This window comes from Paraciimarium castrense LEGE 11436 (assembly GCF_056633055.1).
This window is the reverse complement of the sequence record NZ_JBSJOW010000001.1, coordinates 642,085-659,633: the sequence shown is the minus strand read 5'-3', so window position 1 is coordinate 659,633 and position 17,549 is coordinate 642,085. Positions and strand designations below refer to the sequence as shown.

Sequence of the window (17,549 nt, the reverse complement as noted above, 5' to 3'; positions counted from 1 at the left end):
CGTTCAGCCACTGCCCACCAGACCCCAGCGTCCCAGCAGCGCGATCCAGAAGTCGTTGCCCAGCAGCCACACTCCGGCACCGCCGCTGGCCAGAAAGGGGCCGAAGGGCATCGGGTCGTGGCGGCCCAGCCGGCCGCTCAGCCGGCCGGCCAACCCCACCAGGGCGCCGCCGCCAACGGCAAGCGCCACGGTGAGCCCGAGGCCCCCCAGCCCAAGCCAGGCGCCGAGCAGGGCCGCGAGCTTGGCATCGCCCAGGCCCAGGGCCGGTTGGCCGATCAGTCGTTCTCCGATGGCGCTCATCGCCTCGAAACCCAGCAGCCCCAGCCCGGCGGCCAGCAGATGGTTCAGCACCAGGGCCCGCCCCACCACCCCGCCCTGGGCCAGGCCGAGCAGGGCCGTGCTGGCCAGGCCCAGCAGCAGCCCGAGGCGGCAGAGCGGTTCGGGCAGCCAGAGCCGATCCAGGTCGATCAGGGTGAGAGGAATCAGCCAGCTGAGCAGCAACCAGCCGGCCAGCACCCTTCCCCAGGCCAGGGGTTCAGGCCCCATGGCGCTGGGCACGGCCAGCACGGCCGCCACCCAGAGCCCGGCGGTGAGCAGCTCCACCAGGGGATAGCGAACGGGGATCCGGCTGTGGCAGTGGCGGCAACGGCCGCCCAGCCCACACCAGCTCAGCAGCGGGATGTTCTCGAACCAGGCCAGGCGGGTGCCGCAGCGGGGGCAGTGACTCGGGGGGCTCAGCAGGGATTCTTCCCGGGGCAGGCGCCACACCACCACATTCAGAAAGCTGCCGACGCAGGCCCCCAGCAGACAGGCTCCCCACAGCCAGAGCCCAGCCGGCGAGGGGACCGATGCCGTGAGGTTGGACAGGAGGGGCACCATGGCTTGGGGGTTCAGCTGGGCCGGGCCCAGCGCAGCCGGCTGCCGCCGCTTCGGGTGAGCCGACCACGGATCAGCTCGATCGGAATGAACTGCTCATCCGGCAATAACACCGGCATCTCCAGCACGACGCGGCCCCGGTCAGCCTGGAGAACCACGCCGCAGGGTTCCGGGGCGCCGGGACAACGCTCCATGTAGCTGAACAGAGCCCGTCGGGCCAGTAGCACCACCTGCTGGCTGTTGATGCGATCCAGACGCAGATTCAATCCGGGAGAGGCAGCCGCTCCAGGGATCAGAAAGGAAGGACAGAGTGGTCCGGATGGGGCGTTGCTAATGGTCTCACCGCCTCCAGATTGCTCAGCACAGCATAAGCGCTGTTGCCGTTATGCGGATGCAGCCGTTGCTGGCCAGCTCAGGCTGCGGCCTTTTTCACCTCGATCATGCGGTGGATGATCGGGGTGAGGATCAGCTCCATGGCGAAGCCCATCTTGCCGCCGTTCACCACGATCGAGGTGGGACTGGACATGAAGGAGTCGTGGATCATGTCGAGCAGGTAGGTGAAGTCGATCCCCCACTTCTCCCGGGCACCCTTGCGGAAGTGGATGATCACGAAGCTCTCATCCGGGGTGGGGATGTTGCGGATCTTGAACGGGTTCGAGGTGTCCACCGTGGGGACCCGCTGGAAGTTGATGTCGGTGAGGCTGAATTGGGGGCAGATGTGGTTGATGTAGTCCGGCATGCGGCGCAGGATCGTGTCCACGATCGCCTCGGCCGAATAGCCACGCTCGGCGCTGTCGCGGGAAATCTTCTGGATCCATTCCAGGTTGGTGATCGGCACCACGCCCACCAACAGGTCCACCAGGGCGGCCACGTCGTAGCCATCGCCCACGACGCCGCCGTGCAGCCCCTCATAGAACAGCAGATCGGTGGAGGCGGGAATCGGCTCCCACGGGGTGAACTGACCCGGATCGAGGTTGACGCCCAGGCGCCCGTTGTGCTCGGCGGCCTCTTCCACGGAGTGGAGGTAGTAGCGCTTCTGACCGCCACCGGTTTCGCCATAGCTGCGGAACAGCTCCTCGAGCTTGTCGAAGAGATTGGCCTCCGGACCGAAGTGGGAGAAGTTCTCACCACTCGCCATCGCCGCAGCCATGGCCTCTTTCATCGGCCCGCGCTCATAGCGGTGGTAGCTGTCGCCCTCCACCACGGCCGGGGTGATGCCCTCGCGCTGGAAGATGGTCTCGAAAGCCCGCTTCACAGTGCTGGTGCCCGCGCCGGACGACCCGGTGACAGCAACAACCGGATGACGCTTCGACATGCGCGGGGATCAGTGAAACTCCGGCTGAGTTTGACAGGTCGCCCCCCCAGGCCCAGCCAAGCCCCATGGATCGTTGCCTGGCCTGCAGGCTGGCCCGGTTGGCTGCAGGCTCAGCTCTCCAGGGCGGCCAGCAGCTGGTCGGCCATGGCGGCGCAGCCCAGCTCGGTGCAGCCGGGGGCCATCAGGTCGCCGGTGCGATACCCCTGCTCCAGCACCCGGTCCACGGCGCTCTCCAGGGCGGCGGCAGCGGCCTCCTGCTGCAGACCCACCCGCAGCATCATCGCGGCGCTGAGCACCATCGCCATCGGGTTGGCCTTGTCCTGGCCGGCGATGTCCGGGGCGGAGCCGTGGATCGGCTCAAACAGGCCCGGCCCGTCACTGCCGAGGGAGGCCGAAGGCAGCATGCCGATCGAGCCGCTCAGGATCGCCGCCTCATCGCTGAGGATGTCGCCGAACAGGTTGCCGGTGAGCAGCACGTCGAACTGGCGCGGCTGGCGCACCAGCTGCATGGCGGCGTTGTCCACGTACAGGTGGCTGAGGGCCACCTCCGGGTAGGTGCTGGCGTGGAGGCTCTCCACCCGCTCACGCCACAGCTGCGACACATCCAGCACATTGGCCTTGTCCACGCTGCAGAGCCGGCCGCTGCGCTCCTTGGCCAGCTCGAAGCCCACCTTGGCGATGCGGTCGATCTCGTGGTCGCTGTAGGCCATGGTGTTGAAGGCGCGCACGCCGGCCTCGGTCTCGACCCGCCCCTTGGGGCTGCCGAAGTAGATGCCGCTGGTGAGTTCCCGCACCACGATCAGATCCACCCCCTCCACCACCTCGCGCCGCAGGCTGCTGGCCTCGATCAGGGCGGGCAGGATCTTCACCGGCCGCAGATTGGCGAACAGCCCCAGGCCGGCCCGCAGGCCCAGCAGGCCGGTTTCAGGACGCTGCTGGCGCGGCAGGCTGTCGTACTGGGGCGAGCCGATGGCGGCCATCAGCACGGCATCACTGGCCCGGCAGGCCTCCAGGGTGCTCTCCGGCAAGGGAACGCCGCAGCTGTCGATCGCGGCGCCGCCGATCGGCTGCTCGTCGTAGTCGAGGCTGAAGCCGTGCCGGAGGCTCACCGCGTCGAGCAGCTGGCGGGCGACGGCCAGGATCTCCGGCCCGATGCCGTCGCCGGCGAGCAGGGTGATCCGGTGGCGGGAGGTCATCAGGGGAGGCAATCGAGCCTGGAGCGTGAGGCTACGCGTCGGCCTCGACGGCCTCAGCGCTCCCCCCCGGACTGCTCCTGCGCGCCCAGACGCTTCTCCAGCTGCCGCAGCTGGCGGCTGAGTTCGGGCAGCTTGCTGAAGGCCGCCGAACAGCGCAGCCACAGCCGGTTGGGAATGGCGGGGTAGCCGCTCACCACCTCGCCGGGGGCCACGCTGCCGTGGATCCCAGACTTCGAGGAGGCGATCGCCCCATCCCCCATCACCGCCCGGTTGGCCAGCCCCACCTGGCCGGCCAGGATCACGCCGTGGCCCAGCCGGGCCCCACCAGCGATCCCCACCTGGGCGGCCAGGGCACAGCCCCGGCCCGTGGTCACGCCATGGCCGATGTGCACCAGGTTGTCGATCTTGGTGCCGGCGCCGATGCGGGTCTCCCCCACCGTGGGGCGGTCGATGGTGCTGCCGCAGCCCACCTCCACGCCGTCTTCCAGCACCACCCGGCCGGTCTGGGGCATCTTGCGCCAGCCGGCGGCGGTGGGCACGAAGCCGAAGCCCTCGCTGCCGATCACGGCGTTGGCGTGCACCACGCAGCCCCGGCCCAGGCGCGTGCCGGCATGGAGCACCGCACCGGCATGCAGCGTGCAGCCCTCGGCCAGCTCCACGTCGTCGTAGAGCACCACGGAAGGGTGCAGGCAGCAGTGGGCCCCGATCGCGGCCCTGGCCCCCACCACCACGTTCGCGCCGATGTGGCTGCCGAGCCCCAGCTGCGCTGATGGGTCCACCACGGCGCTGGGGGCCACGCCCGCCGGTAGGGGGGCGGCTGGAAACAGCGCCTCCAGCGCCTCGGCGAAGCCCAGCCGCGGGTCGGGCAGGGCCACCCAGGCCAGGCCGCGGGCGCTGGCCAGCTCCTGCAGAGCCTGGGCCTCCTCGCCCCGCGCGGGCAGGAGCACGGCGGCGGCGTTGCAGCCCTCCAGGGCTGCGCTGAGCGCGTGGCCCGGTTCGAGGAAGCAGATCTGGGCGGCACCGGCCTGGTCGAGGGCGGCGGCCCCCTCGATGCCGGGGTCGCCTGCCAGGTGGTGGGCCACGGCCCCTGCACCACCGGCGGCCTGCACATCGCTCAGGAGGCCGAGCAGGTCGCTGAAGCGCATGGCCGCTGGAACTACGAGCTGGGCCGGATCGTAGAGCGATCGCGGTGACCGACCGCGGCCTCACCCACCAGGGCCATGTGGTCACGGTGCACCACCTCCACCCCGGCCTGGCCGACCAGCTGGCGCAGCTCGGCGCTGCCCCGGGTGGCGAGGCCCCGGCCCAGCTCACGGCCGTCGTTGCTGAGCAGACGCACGGCCTCCCGGGGCAGAAAGTCGCCCTCCACGGCCAGCACGCCCACCGCCAGCAGGGAGGCCCCATGGCTGATCAGGGCCTGCTCGGCCCCCACGTCGAGCCGCACACTGCCCTGGGGCAGCAGGGCATGGGCCAGCCAGCGCTTGCGGTCGGGCACAGGGGTGGCGGCGGGCTGGAACAGGGTGCCGACCCGCTCGCCGGCCATCAAGGCATCGAGCACGGCGGGATCACGGCCATCGGCCAGGTGCACGCGGATGCCGCTGGAGGTGGCGATGCGGGCGGCCGCGAGCTTGGTGGTCATGCCGCCCGTGCCCCACTGGCCACCGCCGCTGGCTCCCTGGCTGAGGCGCTCCAGCTCCGCCAGGCTGCCCACCTCGTTGATCGGTTCGGCGCTGGCGTCCTGGCGGGGATCGCCCGAGTAGAGACGGTCCACGTCGGTGAGCAGGATCAGCTCGTCGGCGCCAACGGCCACGGCCACCAGGGCCGAGAGGGTGTCGTTGTCGCCGAAACGCAGTTCATCGGTGGCCAGGGTGTCGTTCTCGTTCACCACGGGCACCACCCCCCAGGCGAACAGCTGGGCCAGGGTGCGGCAGGCGTTCTGATAGCGCCGCCGCGAGGCCAGATCCCCCCGGGTGAGCAGCACCTGGGCCGCCTTGAGGCCGCGCACGGCGAAGGCGTCCTGGTAGAGGCCCATCAGCCGCCCCTGGCCGATGGCGGCGGCGGCCTGCAGGGCCTCCACCTCCGTGGGGCGGCGGGCCAGGCCAAGGATGGAGCAGCCCAGCCCCACCGCACCGCTGGTGACCAGGGCCACACTGTCGCCCTGGCGGCGGGCCCGGTTGAGGCTGGCTGCCAGGTCGGCGATCACCGCGGCGGTGGGTCGTTCGGCCGAACCGCGCAGCAGGCTGGTGCCCACCTTCACCACCCGGCGCAGGGGGGTGGTGCTCATCGGCCCCGGCCACTGCCCATCCCACTGCCCAGCCCGCTGCCCAGCCCGCTGCCCAGCCAGTGGGCCATGCGCAGCTCCAGCCGCTGCAGGCCATCGCGACGGCAGGGCTGCCCCTGGGGATCGATCGGTTTGACCAGCACCGTGAACAGCCCCAGCCGGTTGCCGGCGATCACGTCGGTGAACAGCCGATCGCCGATCAGGGCCACCTGGTGATGGGGCAGGGCGAACTGGTTGAGCACCTTGCGCAGGGCGCCGCGGCGGGGTTTGCCGGCCGAGGTGGTGAAGGGCAGGTCCAGCTGCCGGGCCACGGCGCCGATGCGTTGCCGCGACGGGTTGTTGCTGAACAGGTGGATCGGCAGCTGCTCGCGGGCCGCCTGCAGCCAGCGCAGGGCGCTCTCCGGCAGGATCGTGGCCGTGCCCCTGGGCAGCAGGGTGCGGTCCACATCGAGCACCAGGGCGCGGATACCCTGATCCAGCAGGTCCTGCAGCGGCAGTTCCGCCAGGGTGCGATCGATCAGCCAGTTCGGCCGCAGCAGCTGACGCAGCATCACGCCAGCCCCTCCCGCTCCTCCAGCTCGGCCTCGATGCGGGGCTGCACCCGATCGAATTCCTCGCCTTCCACCACCAGGGCGCCGTTGCCCTCCATGCGGGCCACCACGAAGAAGGGATCGAGCGGGATGTAGAGGCCATACTCCTGCTCGTCGGCCATGAAGGTCACCAGCAGCTCGTAGGTCTCTGTCTCGTCATCCTCTTCGTCTTCCTCGAGCTCGTCGGGATCGGGTTCATCGAGTTCGCCGCTCACGGTGAGGGTCACCGCCGAGCGCACCAGGGTGAGGTCATGCTCCTGGAGCACCACATCGGCCACCGAGAGGATCGGTTCGCTGGCCTCCAGGGTGTCGATCAACTCGGGCAGCTCGTCATCGTCGTTGAGGCGGAACAGGCAGACCGGCGTATCCACCGGCGTCAGCAGGCCGTAGTCGTGGCCATCGAGCGGAATCAGCTGTTCCAGGAAACAGAGCAGCTGGCGGCCCTGCTGATCCCGCACCAGGAGGGTGGGCACATCGGAGCGGATCTCGCCGGAGCCAGTCATGAATGAACCTGCGGTGCTCGCCATCGGAGGAGCTGTGCCCCTCAGGATGGTGCAGCGTGGGGCCCTGCGCCCCTGGCGATGGTCGCCCGCTGCACCGGCGCCTGCATCAAAGGCCTCGCGTCTGGACTCTCCTGGGGCGTTTCCCCTCCCTCCAGCCGGGGCTCCCCTGCGGCCGCGCCAGGTTCTGGACCTTCTAACAGCCACTGCTCCAGCAGCAGCTGGGCGGCCGCGCTGTCCAGGGCGCCGGAGCGGTCGCCGTGCAGGCCATGGCGCTCGGCCGCTGACCAGCTGCTGCCGTGCTCGTTCACCCAGGCCAGGGGCAGGCCGGTGGCTCTGGCCAGTTGCTCGCCGTAGCGGCGGCAGTGCCGGCATTGCTCCGTGGGCTGGCCTGAACTGTCGAGGGGAAGGCCCACCACCAGGGCTTCGACCCGGCGGGCGGCGATCAGGGGCTGCAGGCGGCCCAGGTCGGCCGCGAAGCGCCCCCGGGCCAGGGCCGGCAACGGCCTCACGGTGAGGCCGAGGGGGTCGCAGCCGGCCAGGCCGATGCGACGACGGCCCACATCGAGGGCCAGCGCCGAGCGGGGGCGGGGCGCCAGAGGCCGCCTCCCCACCGGGAGGGACTCAGGGGGCATCGGCGAAACCGCCCTGCCCCGGACCCACCGGCGTGGGCATGGGCTGGCGGCGGGGCTGCCACTGCTCCCACACCGCTTCGAGGCGACGGGCGGCGAGCTGGGCCGGTGCCTGCAGCTCCTGTCGCCGCCAGACACTGCGGGCCATCAGCACCCGCTCACCCCGCTCCTCGGCACCGCTCTGGGCCAGCCAGCGCTGGCCGTTCTCCTGGCTCACGTCGCAGCCCAGCCAGAGCGAGTGCCCCTCGGCGAAGCTGCGCTGGGCCTGGCTGAGCAGCAGCGCGGTGGGGTCTCCGAACAGGTGCTGCCAGCCGGGATGCACGGTGAGTTTCACGTCGTGGCCGCCACCGGCGTGATCGCCAATCCAGCGCACCGCGGCCACGGCCTGCTCCCGGCAGGGATCGAACAGCATCCAGCCGCGGCCGTGACTCTGGGCCAGCAGGTCTTCCACGCGTCGGTCCAGCAGCTGGCGCAGCTGGGCGGCACAGGCGGCCTGCTCCAGGTGCCACAGTTCGGAGGCGGTGCGGCTGTTCAGGGGGCGCAACTCCAGGCCGGCGGCGTCGCCGCTGCCGGGATGGGCCTGGGGCCAGCGCCAGAGGCGATCGGTGCGCAGCGGCTGAAAGCCCTGCTCCCGCAGCACCGCCAGACGGTCACGGTCGAGGCTGGAGGCCGTGGCGATCCAGCTGCTGGCCCCTCGTCCCCGGCGGATTGCCTCCCTCAGCAGGGTGCCGGCCAGCTCGCGCCGCGCCAGCGTGGCCGAGAGGCGCAGGTGCTGCACCTGCCAGCAGCTGCCGCTGCGGTTGAGCCGCCGGCTCACAATCAAGCCCTGGGGCGTCTGCTGGCTCAGGGCCACCAGCACCTGCGGGCCCAGGGAGGGCCGGTTGCTGAGCAGCTGCAGCAGCCTCTGGGGCATGGTGAGCAGCACCGCGCGCTGCAGCAGCGGGTGCAGGGGCAGGTAGGCCGGATCATGCAGGAGAGGCATGTGCCAGCCCGCCAGCGGCTCCAGCCGCAGGCAGGGGTCGGATGCGCGGTCGTCAGCAGGGGCCTGGGCTGAAGCGGCAGCAGACTTCTGGCACGAGAGAGCCGACTCTGGGGCCGGTGGAGCCTCCATGGGGGTGCGGGCAGTGGATGGGGGAAGCACCGACATCCCTGGCAGACCTCGGAATGGACCTTGACAGGCTCGAGTGTGGGCTGAGCAGTGGGCCCGCGGAGGCCTGACCACTCTTTGAGGATGCTATCGCCGTCGAAGCCCCACCGCTGGGGCGACGCAACGGCCGCCAGCCCAGGTCAGGCCGGCCGCACCAGCACCACGGGGGTGCGTTCGTTGGCATTGCCCGCCGGGTTGGGGCGCAGGGCGCGCTGCAGCAGGGCCTCGTCGCAGCCGCTGCTGGAGGCCAGCACCTTCACCCGGCCCAGGTCGTTCACGTCCACCACGGCCACCGCCACCCCCAGGGCCGCCGCCATGCGGGTGCAGAAGACTTCCGGCTGGTGGGGCCCCAGCACGATCGTCTGGTCGTAGGGGGGCGTGGTGCCGGTCACGTCGTCGATGAGGCGGGCCTGATCCCCTGCCAGCCGGTAAAACCAGCCCTTGGAGCCCACCAGCTTGAGGGCCGTGCCCACCAGCCAGGCGCCCAGTACCCGGGCTGGACCCACCACGTCGATCAGGCTCTGCAGCCCGCAGGCGGTGGCCAGGGAACTGGTGGGGTGGAACACCCGGCAGAGCAGGCGCGCCAGGCCTGAGGGCGTGACCATCTCCGGGTGCTGGTAGCGGCCCTGCATCACCGCCAGGGGGGTTTCCCCCAGGGTGAGCACGTCACCTGGCTGGAGCAGGGCACCGGCGTAGCGACGCAGCACCGCCTCGGGGTCATCGAGGCTGCCGAGCAGGTGAGTGCGCACGGGCAGCACTGCACAGCGTTCCCCTGCACGCCAGCTGGCGGTGGCGGGCTCCACCGGGGTGGGCAGCCGCAGCGGCACCAGGATCCCATCCCGTCGCCAGAGGCGGCCGAAGGGCCCGTAGTTCACCCAGAGCACTTCGAGCCAGAGGGTGTCGAGCAGGGCGTCCAGGTCCTGGCCGGGGCCTGGTCTCAGCTCGAGGCTCAGGCAGGCGCTGGTGGCCTTGCGGCCCTTGACGATGTAGGCCGCCCAGTAGCCATCGGCGCGGCCCTCCTCATCGGGGTGCTTGGCCTGCACCCGGCTGAGCAGGCGCAGCCCGGCCAGGTCACCGCGGCCCAGCAGGGTGGGGCGCAGCTCCAGCTCGGGCACGAACACCTCCATGCGGGGATGGGGGTTGCGGATCGTGATCGTGCCGCTCACCCGGTAGCCCCCGGGAAGATCGGCGGGAGAACGCTCCACGTTGAAGCCATCGGCGCTGAGCTTCAGGGGAGAGGCCGGCCGCAGCCGGTGGCGCAGCTCCAGCCACAGCAGCAGCAGCCCCAGCAGCAGGGCCAGCACCAAGACGATCTTGAACACGGCAGCAAGGAACAACGGCAACGGCGTGTGGCTCGCCGGAGCGTACGTGCAGCCGGGGAATTAGCGTCCACCGCAGCTGGCCGGACGGCCTGGGGATGCGCAAGACCTTCGTGCTCGACACCAACGTGCTGCTGCACGATCCGGCGGCGCTCACCCGCTTCGAAGACAACGCGATCGTGATCCCGATCGAGGTGGTGGAAGAGATCGACCGCTTCAAGCGTGACCCCGCTGAAAAGGGCCGCAATGCCCGCCAGGTGTCGCGCTTGCTCGACGACCTCCGGGCCCACGGCAACCTGGCCGACGGCGTGCCTAACGGCGAGCAGGGAGGAACCCTGAAAGTGGTGTTCTGCCGCGCCGAAACCCTCTTGCAGCTGCCGCCGGAGCTGAAGGCGGGCAATGGCGACAACAACATTCTCGCGGTGGCTCTCGAGGCCCAGCGGCTGGAGGCGGTGATCGGCAGCCAGCCACCTGTGGTGCTGGTCACCAAGGACACCAACCTGCGCATCAAGGCCGATGCGGTGGGTCTGATCGCCCAGGACTACCGCACCGACAAGGTGGCGATCGACGACCTCTATCCGGGGGTCTGCGAGCTGTGGGCCAGTGCCGAGCAGATGGATCAGGTGAAGCAGGGGGCCGGGCTGCCCATCGACGGCCTGGACCTGCCGGCACCGCCGCAGGTCAACGAGGGGGTGATGCTGATCGACCGGGCGCAGCCCACCCACACCCTGCTGAGCCGCTTCCAGGCCCAGACGGGCACCCTGCAGCCGTTGCAGCGGGCCCAGAAGGTTCGCCTGGGCCGGATCCAGGCCCGTAACCGTGAGCAGACCTTCGCCCTCGACCTGCTGCTCGACCCCGACATCCAGCTGGTGACCCTGGTGGGCAAGGCGGGCACGGGCAAGACCTTGCTGGCCCTGGCCGCTGGCCTGCACCAGGTGGCTGATGAGCGCCTCTACGAGCGCCTGCTGGTGACCCGCCCGGTGATCTCCCTGGGCAAGGAGCTGGGCTTCCTGCCCGGCGACCTCGAGGAGAAGATGGGCCCCTGGATGCAGCCGATCATCGACAACCTCGACTTCCTGCTAGGCGGCAGTCCGGAGGAGGCGGGCCGGGCTAATGGCCCCGGTGCTGGCGGCGGCGGGCGCAGTCAGCGCTCTCAGCGCAGCAACTGGTCGGATCTCAAGGGCATGGGGCTGCTGGAGGTGGAGGCGATCAGCTACATCCGTGGCCGCTCGATTCCCCGCCAATACATGGTGGTGGATGAAGCCCAGAACCTCACACCCCATGAGGTGAAGACGATCGTGACCCGGGTGGGGGAGGGCACCAAGATCGTGCTCACCGGTGATCCCTATCAGATTGACAATCCCTACGTGGACGCCGAGAGCAACGGCCTCACCTGGCTGGTGGAGCGCTTCAAGGGCCAGCCGCTGGCGGGCCATGTGACGCTGATGCGCGGTGAGCGCTCACCACTGGCGGAGCTGGCGGCGAATCTGCTTTAGAGGGATGTCGTCCGTTCGGCCGTCAGCTCGCTGACGAAGCCCATGCTGTCGGGCAGATTTGATACCAAGCATTGCCAGGGGATCGGCCCTGGTTTGCGCTGATCAGCAGTTGGACGACCTGGTGGAAAGTTTCTCCAGGCCTTTGCTGGCAGTCGGTGAGGACAAGGGGCTCATCCGGTATCAGATGGCATAAGATTGCCGCACTCACAGCCAATGCTTGCTTGATGTACTGCTCAAGGCCTGTGCGTTTCTTTATCCATATTCCAAAAACAGCTGGGAGCTACATCTGTTCTTCCTTAAGCATTCGTGGTGTGAAGATTGCAGGACATATTGAAGCTTTCCTCTTGAATGATGACATCCAGTCGGTTCTGAGTCTTGGAGAAAAAGACCATATCCTTGCAGGCCATGTGACCTATAGACAGTTTCAGGAGCTGCAGGAAAGGCTTTCCAGGACTGCGCAGTTCTGCACAGCCCTTCGCAATCCTCTGAAGCAGCTCGTATCTCAATTCAACTGGCAGTTTGAGGCTTCTGCAAGATCAGCCAAGTTCTTGGCCTCTCATCCTCCTGACACAATAAGTGCCATGAGGGACTTTGTCTTCCTTGACTTCCAAGATCATGAGTGCCTCGTTGACATTCTAAATCGCAGAAAGGGATACATACTAAGCAATCAAGCAACCTTCCTTTCTCTTCAAAAGCCTCGCCTTGATACAGTTGACGAGATTAGGGGCTACGCCTCTATGTGTAAGCGTCGACTCAGGTCAATTGACTTTTTCTGCATAGAGAGTGGCATTGAACGTCTGATTGATCGAATGGCCAGAAGGGCCAAGACCAGCGAAGCATCGGGGAGCATCCAATTGGAAAGAAATGCATCTCGGCCCGTTGTCGACCCAGCTGTCCTTAATTCCCCTCAGTTTCGCCAAGCCATGCTTCAGCTTCAGCTCCATGATTTTATCCTCTATCAATCAGCTATTGACTTGATTGAGAATCAAGATTCATTCCCCGAAGCATTGCAGAACGAGGATCTTGATTCCATCTTCCTGCCACTGATGGATTGTTCCTTTGAAGGCGTGCCTTGTGCCGAGCTGGTGGCCTTGGCGAAGCAGAACCACCTCGCCCTGATGGGGTCATGTTGATGGCTACTGGCCCGTCATCCCATTGTTTGGGTCTAGAAGCTTCTGGCTAGTCGATGTACTGCTAGGACTTAAGGCTTCGGCTTCAAGCAAGCTTGTATCTCGTCCATCATGGCGCTATCGGGATGATGACTTATCCATGCTAAAATCAAAGTTGACTTGACGATTGTATTGGTGTTGAGCCTCTGGGGTCATCAGCGTCAACAGCAGGAGAACGCCGATGCGCTGGCAGAGCTGGCTCGAATGAGCTGTATCAGCTTCTATCTGCTGATCACATGGTCCCACGGCATGGTTGTGGCCGATCGCAAGGGTCGTTTCCGCCATAGCAAGCGCAAGACGGCCACCCTGATTGAGCAAAAACTCGCTCCAGTTATTCTGGCTCTGACTAGATCTGCATCATTGGATGGTCAGGATGTTCATGACTTCAAGTCTTGTGTTCTGATCACGCCAACATCCTGGGGAGTAGGGCAATCCCCAAGCCTTGATCAGGTTGCAGGCCTGAAATCTGTTTCGATCCATTCCGTTGTCTATCAACATTGCGGTGCGCTTACTGGTTTTGTCGCTGACTCCACAGAACGCTTCCTCTGCGCGCTGCCGATTCAACACGCTCAGCAGGGCACCAATAGTGGTAAGCAGACTTCGATGCTCTCTTCCAGTTCAAGGATCGAGTTTTCTAGTTCAAATCAAGGTGCTTGGGAAACGTTCACTCTGATCCCGTTTGGGCACCAGCATGTCTCGCCCAATGTTGTCGCCCTGGTGCGGACAGTGCTGGGTGATGCCAACCCAGATCAGACCATGACGCGGCTGGCCAATAAGGCTCCAGAGCTGGCCAGAGCATCCTGCTTCCTAAATCTGCGCCACCCCTATCTCCAGTCAGCCTATGCGCTGCTTCAACCTGGCGGGCCAGCCAGCTCAGGCCACCGCCATGACGGCAAGCCCAATCCACACGGAACAAGCTCTCTACCAGAGGCCGGCTCCAGCAGCACCAAGCTCCCAGCCTCGATGGATTGGCTGGGAGAGCTTGAGATGCCGTTCACAAGGCCTCGCACGGCTGATGCTGTCCTGGACTATGCCGCAAGACTCGCCGTAAAGCCGAAGTTCAAAGCCTGTATTGTGGCCACAGCATGTAATGAAGCTGTCTATCTTCTGCATTGGTGCTGTTATCATCTATCCCTGGGATTTGATCATATTTTCTTGTATACCAATAGCAATGATGATGCGACCCTTGAGATTGCCGAACGGATTTCAGCCCTTACGGGCCGGCTCACGGTATTGCCCAGTGAAATTTCAGATCCTGTCTGCCTACCTCAGTACAAGGCTTACAACCATGCCTTTTCCGTTTCCCGAGAGGTTCTTAACTATGAATGGTGTGCCGTTATTGACATTGACGAGTACATCTCACTTTGTCCAACAGCTGCTGGGGCGGCGCGGCCAGCTCATGAGATAAGTCTCACGCAATGGCTGGAGGATGTATTGGCACATTCTCTTGTCCCCTTTGATGCCATCGCTTTGAACTGGATGTTTGCCATGCCATCAAAGCAGGATCAGTCCTTTAACGGGATCCTTGACCCCCTGCCGTCGCGCCACATCGGGATTAGCGGAGGAAGCGTTCTTGTCAAGTCGATCTTCAGGCCATCTCTTTTTCTAGCGAGTCAAGCACATCACCCAGTTCAGAGTGGTTTGGCGTTCCCCTTTGTCGTGCGCGGCAATCTTGCTCTGTGTGAGGAATACTATGCTGCAACAGTTCCTGCTAAGGTTAAGAGACCGCGAGTTAACTATGGAGCAATCGTACATTTCTTCCACAAATCACTCTATGAATTCGTTTGGAAGAAGTCGCGCAACACTGGTGATCAGCGCGTGGTCAGCAAGTCGCTCGAACCAGCCGTGATTCGTTGCTACCTACGCGATATCTCTGGTGAACCAAGTTCAGACAGGCTATTTACAGCGCTGCAGCGCAGGTCGTTGGGAACGCTCTATGCAGAGCTTGCTGCTGATCCGAAGCTGGTTCACCTCCAAGCCCGCTCACTCTCATTGATGCGAGAGCGGTTTGTGGCAGCCATCGCTAGCTTGGATGATCCTGCAGAAGAGATTCCGGCAACCATCCTGGCGGCGCTGGAGAAATAGTGCATCTCTTGATGGACTATGTTTCAGTTCTGCAAGACAGGATTCAGAACTCACCCTAGGGAAAATTCTGAGGCTTTATGTGCTCATCTCCTAGGCAATAGACTGCGCAAAAGATGGAGGGCCTCAACAGCGAACGACCAGTTCGGCCAGAACAGCCAGACATGTTCCCGATCGCTGGTCTTGTCAATGCGGTTGCTTACAGATCTCCTGAATGGCCAAACCTCCAATCGCCATGCGGTCCCCTAGAGGATAAACTGGCTTCAATAATCTGATCCGTGCTCACGCGAGTCCACTCGCCGAGTAACTTCTTATGCTCGGTTCGTAGACCCTGTAGCTGGGTGGGATGTGAGTAGGGAAACATGTCATAAACATAGCGCGAATCATGAAGAGGGATGAGATTTGTCTTTGAATCCTGCACATTACTGTACATTCCGTAGATTGGCATGTGGATCCTCTTTGCTTCTGACATCCATGCTGCCAGCCAAGCATATGTGCTTACAGACAACACGGCTTCTTCAGCATGCATGAGTAAGTGAAAGTCTGAAAATCTGTCTTGCTGAGGTATAACTGCTGAATGCGGGAAGGCAGCTCGAATTGATGTGCTGTAGTCGTCGTCACCAAGCTGTCCGCAGAAAACAAGCTTCTTTCCAGTTGTATCTGCAATGTACTGATAATAGTCGACAGGCAGCAGCAAGTAGTGTGGGTGTACTGGTGAAAGAATGTCTCCCGCTCTGATATGGCATAGAATTGAATCGGTAAGTAGTTCCCGCAGCACACCTATGTCTCGGCGTTTGAATAGAGAGCGGCAGGTCTGCACCGAGGGCAGGTACTCTACCCGCTGATAGTAGCCCGGAAACTCAACTCTGTTGACAAATCCAGCGGCTAGGGTCTGACAAAGGTACTCAACGTCGAAGTGCTGGTCATCATGGATGGTTAGAACGCCATCGCCGCTAGTGGCAGTAATGGTGCGACATGGAATCTTCCATTCGCCGAAGGAAAAGTTTGAAACCACAGTGGTTCGTACTGTGTTGAGTCTGGCGGAAAGGCTGTGCAGGACGAGATATTTAAATATTGAATTGCCACTCCAGACATTCCCCATCCCTATGTGAGTGTTGTGAAGAACCAACGGCTGGCTAGACTTGGCATCAATGCCTCTAGAGTGCCGAGAATCCACTCCTCGTGAGTCGCTTGAGAAGCGTTCAAAATAGAGTCGAGGACTCAGCCTCAAGGCATGCCTGCTGAGTTCAGAAAAGGAATCATGACTTGCTAAGCTGCTTGGAATTTCTTCCATCACATTAATGGCTTCTTTGGCGGCGCCTGATTTCTCCAAGTCACGCACTAGATTGAGATATCCTTCGATTCGGCCTGGGTGATATCGAGCCAAGGCATAGCCAGCAGCGATGGCCTTTGCAGGATCTGGAACGGAGCGATGCACTGTGATCGCTGTCCACAGTATCCAGAAATCTGTCGGGAAGAGGCGAGCGCCTTTGTCGATCACTTTTGCGGCTTGGCTCGTTCGTCTTACTTTCAGCAGATCCTGAGCAAGCCGAGCGTAGCCATCAGGTGCCTGCGGATGTGTTGCGATCATTCTGCGGGCTGCCTTCCTCGCCTGGCGCCAATCGCTTGTTACTCTGGCTAAGTCGTTAAGCAGTATTAGCAAGTCTAGACTGTCTGGAAAGCGCTGCTGAGCGGCCTGCAGCTTTGCTTCTGCTGCAGCATAGTTCCCTTCTTGTATGAACCGAAGAATTCTGTGCTTGCAGGCTTCTAACTTCATGCCTGTGCTTATTGCTGCTGAGATCGCATTCCAGTCTTGCATAGACCACCCACTTCGCCCACGGGCTGAGGCAGCTGCATTTTTTCTGCAGGCTGGTCAGCTGACTATTGGCAGGGCTGGCTCGATGGGCATGGTGTGTCGCTCTGGCTGATCTGCATTCCCAGGCTATCGCCGGTTGCCATCCCCTTTGTTGTCCTGGTGTGTGGATGCGATAGATGCTCCATTGCAGCGGTTGCCTAGAAGTCGTGACCGCCCCCACGGTCACGTTGAACTGGTTTCGCACTGGGTGACTTGGATGCGGTGAGGTTCGCTGGTGCAGGGAACCTTGAACATTCCGTCCTGGCCCTGTCGACAACCATGCTGGCCCAGCGCTGGATGAGGGACGTGACTCTGGTTCACTCTCCCATGATTGAGTGTGGCCCGGACGGCGCTCCAGCTCCTAGCCACTGGCCTTGAGGTCAACACCGCTTGCCTCGGGGTTGAAACGTTGGCCTTCAGCGCGCAGCGCTGTTGCACTGCCCGCGCATGGATTGCGGAAACTCCTCAACTGCTTCAGGAGTGATTCGGTCAATCGTCGTCAGGACGGGGCCTGCGCGACCGCCGGCAAGGCGGCCGTGATCAGCAGCACGCCGATGGCCCAGCGCAGCGGCCAGAGATCGTGGACCACCATCTGCGATGGTGGCCCGATCAGCCCCAGTGCGGCGGGCCTGGAGCTCGGCGTGGCCCAGGGCTGTGGGCGCTGTGGCGCCAGCTGGACCAGCCGGTTGGCCTGCAGTGGATTGAGATTGTCGTTTTTCAGCAGAATCAGCGCGCCCTGCTCGCGGGCCTCGGGAGAGTCGAGCAGGGGATTCTGATCAGCTCGCCAGCTCCAGCGCAGCCGCCGAGCTGGCAATGCGCACAGACGGCGGCCCTCGCTGGCCACCCACAGCTCTCCTTCCAACCGCACCATCCCCCTCGCCATCCTCACCGGCGTCAACGGGGCCGTGCCGGCCAAGGCCGCCTCCAGCCCGCTCCAGATTCCCACCGAGCCCTGCGGCAGATCACTCAGCAGCCAGAGCTGGACCGCTGGCCTATCCAGCAGCAGGGCGTAGAAAGCCCTGATCGGCTCCCCGTCCGTGCCGCGGCGGGGTAATCCCAGCTCGCGCATCAGCTCCCAGCCGTCGTTGCAG

Annotated in this window: 16 protein-coding genes; 3 read left to right on the top strand and 13 right to left on the bottom strand. The window is 64.5% G+C overall.

Going from position 1 to position 17,549, the window contains the following annotated elements:
• Positions 1 to 3 precede the first annotated feature (3 nt).
• The 11 genes from ACWJIO_RS03525 to ACWJIO_RS03475 form a co-directional block, all read right to left on the bottom strand.
• Positions 4 to 879: a prepilin peptidase gene (locus ACWJIO_RS03525; protein ID WP_480311404.1), complete on the bottom strand. Its 876-nt coding sequence runs from the start codon at positions 877 to 879 to the stop codon at positions 4 to 6.
• Positions 880 to 890: 11 nt separating this feature from the next.
• Entirely contained in the window at positions 891 to 1,142 is a 252-nt protein-coding gene (locus ACWJIO_RS03520; RefSeq protein WP_480311403.1) for a hypothetical protein, read from the bottom strand.
• A gap of 146 nt (positions 1,143 to 1,288) precedes the next feature.
• Positions 1,289 to 2,191, bottom strand: a complete 903-nt coding sequence (locus tag ACWJIO_RS03515) for a phosphoribulokinase (protein WP_193815027.1) — start codon at positions 2,189 to 2,191, stop codon at positions 1,289 to 1,291.
• 110 nt (positions 2,192 to 2,301) lie between these two features.
• Positions 2,302 to 3,387, bottom strand: a complete 1,086-nt coding sequence (gene leuB, locus ACWJIO_RS03510) for a 3-isopropylmalate dehydrogenase (protein WP_480311401.1) — start codon at positions 3,385 to 3,387, stop codon at positions 2,302 to 2,304.
• 53 nt (positions 3,388 to 3,440) lie between these two features.
• Complete coding sequence (gene lpxD, locus ACWJIO_RS03505; RefSeq protein ID WP_480311400.1) at positions 3,441 to 4,532, bottom strand: UDP-3-O-(3-hydroxymyristoyl)glucosamine N-acyltransferase; 1,092 nt, start codon at positions 4,530 to 4,532, stop codon at positions 3,441 to 3,443.
• Positions 4,533 to 4,543: 11 nt separating this feature from the next.
• The gene (gene proB / locus ACWJIO_RS03500; protein WP_480311398.1) at positions 4,544 to 5,671 is read right to left on the bottom strand and encodes a glutamate 5-kinase; all 1,128 of its coding nucleotides are present in this window, start codon (positions 5,669 to 5,671) and stop codon (positions 4,544 to 4,546) included.
• Positions 5,668 to 6,219 carry a YqeG family HAD IIIA-type phosphatase gene (locus ACWJIO_RS03495; RefSeq protein ID WP_480311397.1) on the bottom strand — a complete coding sequence of 184 codons (552 nt, stop codon included), beginning with the start codon at positions 6,217 to 6,219 and terminating at the stop codon, positions 5,668 to 5,670. The genes proB and ACWJIO_RS03495 overlap by 4 nt, the downstream gene beginning before the upstream one ends.
• Positions 6,219 to 6,761, bottom strand: a complete 543-nt coding sequence (locus ACWJIO_RS03490; RefSeq protein ID WP_480311396.1) for a DUF3727 domain-containing protein — start codon at positions 6,759 to 6,761, stop codon at positions 6,219 to 6,221. The genes ACWJIO_RS03495 and ACWJIO_RS03490 overlap by 1 nt, the downstream gene beginning before the upstream one ends.
• 41 nt (positions 6,762 to 6,802) lie before the next feature.
• A complete protein-coding gene (ruvX, locus tag ACWJIO_RS03485; protein WP_480311395.1) occupies positions 6,803 to 7,393 on the bottom strand; it encodes a Holliday junction resolvase RuvX in 591 nt (196 codons plus the stop codon).
• A complete protein-coding gene (locus ACWJIO_RS03480) occupies positions 7,383 to 8,372 on the bottom strand; it encodes a hypothetical protein (protein WP_480311393.1) in 990 nt (329 codons plus the stop codon). Before ACWJIO_RS03480 ends, ruvX begins: the two co-directional genes overlap by 11 nt.
• A 305-nt stretch (positions 8,373 to 8,677) precedes the next feature.
• Positions 8,678 to 9,874, bottom strand: coding sequence for a F420-0:Gamma-glutamyl ligase (locus ACWJIO_RS03475; RefSeq protein WP_480311392.1), 1,197 nt, complete (start codon positions 9,872 to 9,874; stop codon positions 8,678 to 8,680).
• Between the two features lie 80 nt (positions 9,875 to 9,954).
• Between ACWJIO_RS03475 and ACWJIO_RS03470 the strand changes: the two genes are divergently transcribed.
• The 3 genes from ACWJIO_RS03470 (at position 9,955) to ACWJIO_RS03460 (ending at position 14,606) form a co-directional block, all read left to right on the top strand.
• Complete coding sequence (locus ACWJIO_RS03470; RefSeq protein ID WP_480311391.1) at positions 9,955 to 11,352, top strand: PhoH family protein; 1,398 nt, start codon at positions 9,955 to 9,957, stop codon at positions 11,350 to 11,352.
• A 242-nt stretch (positions 11,353 to 11,594) separates the two neighbouring features.
• Positions 11,595 to 12,485, top strand: a complete 891-nt coding sequence (locus tag ACWJIO_RS03465; RefSeq protein ID WP_480311390.1) for a hypothetical protein — start codon at positions 11,595 to 11,597, stop codon at positions 12,483 to 12,485.
• Between the two features lie 156 nt (positions 12,486 to 12,641).
• Entirely contained in the window at positions 12,642 to 14,606 is a 1,965-nt protein-coding gene (locus ACWJIO_RS03460) for a glycosyltransferase family 2 protein (RefSeq protein ID WP_480311389.1), read from the top strand.
• Between the two features lie 196 nt (positions 14,607 to 14,802).
• Here the strand turns inward: ACWJIO_RS03460 and ACWJIO_RS03455 are convergent, their stop codons facing one another.
• Complete coding sequence (locus ACWJIO_RS03455; protein WP_480311388.1) at positions 14,803 to 16,380, bottom strand: hypothetical protein; 1,578 nt, start codon at positions 16,378 to 16,380, stop codon at positions 14,803 to 14,805.
• Positions 16,381 to 16,957: 577 nt separating this feature from the next.
• Complete coding sequence (locus ACWJIO_RS03450) at positions 16,958 to 17,527, bottom strand: hypothetical protein (RefSeq protein ID WP_480311387.1); 570 nt, start codon at positions 17,525 to 17,527, stop codon at positions 16,958 to 16,960.
• Positions 17,528 to 17,549: the final 22 nt, after the last annotated feature.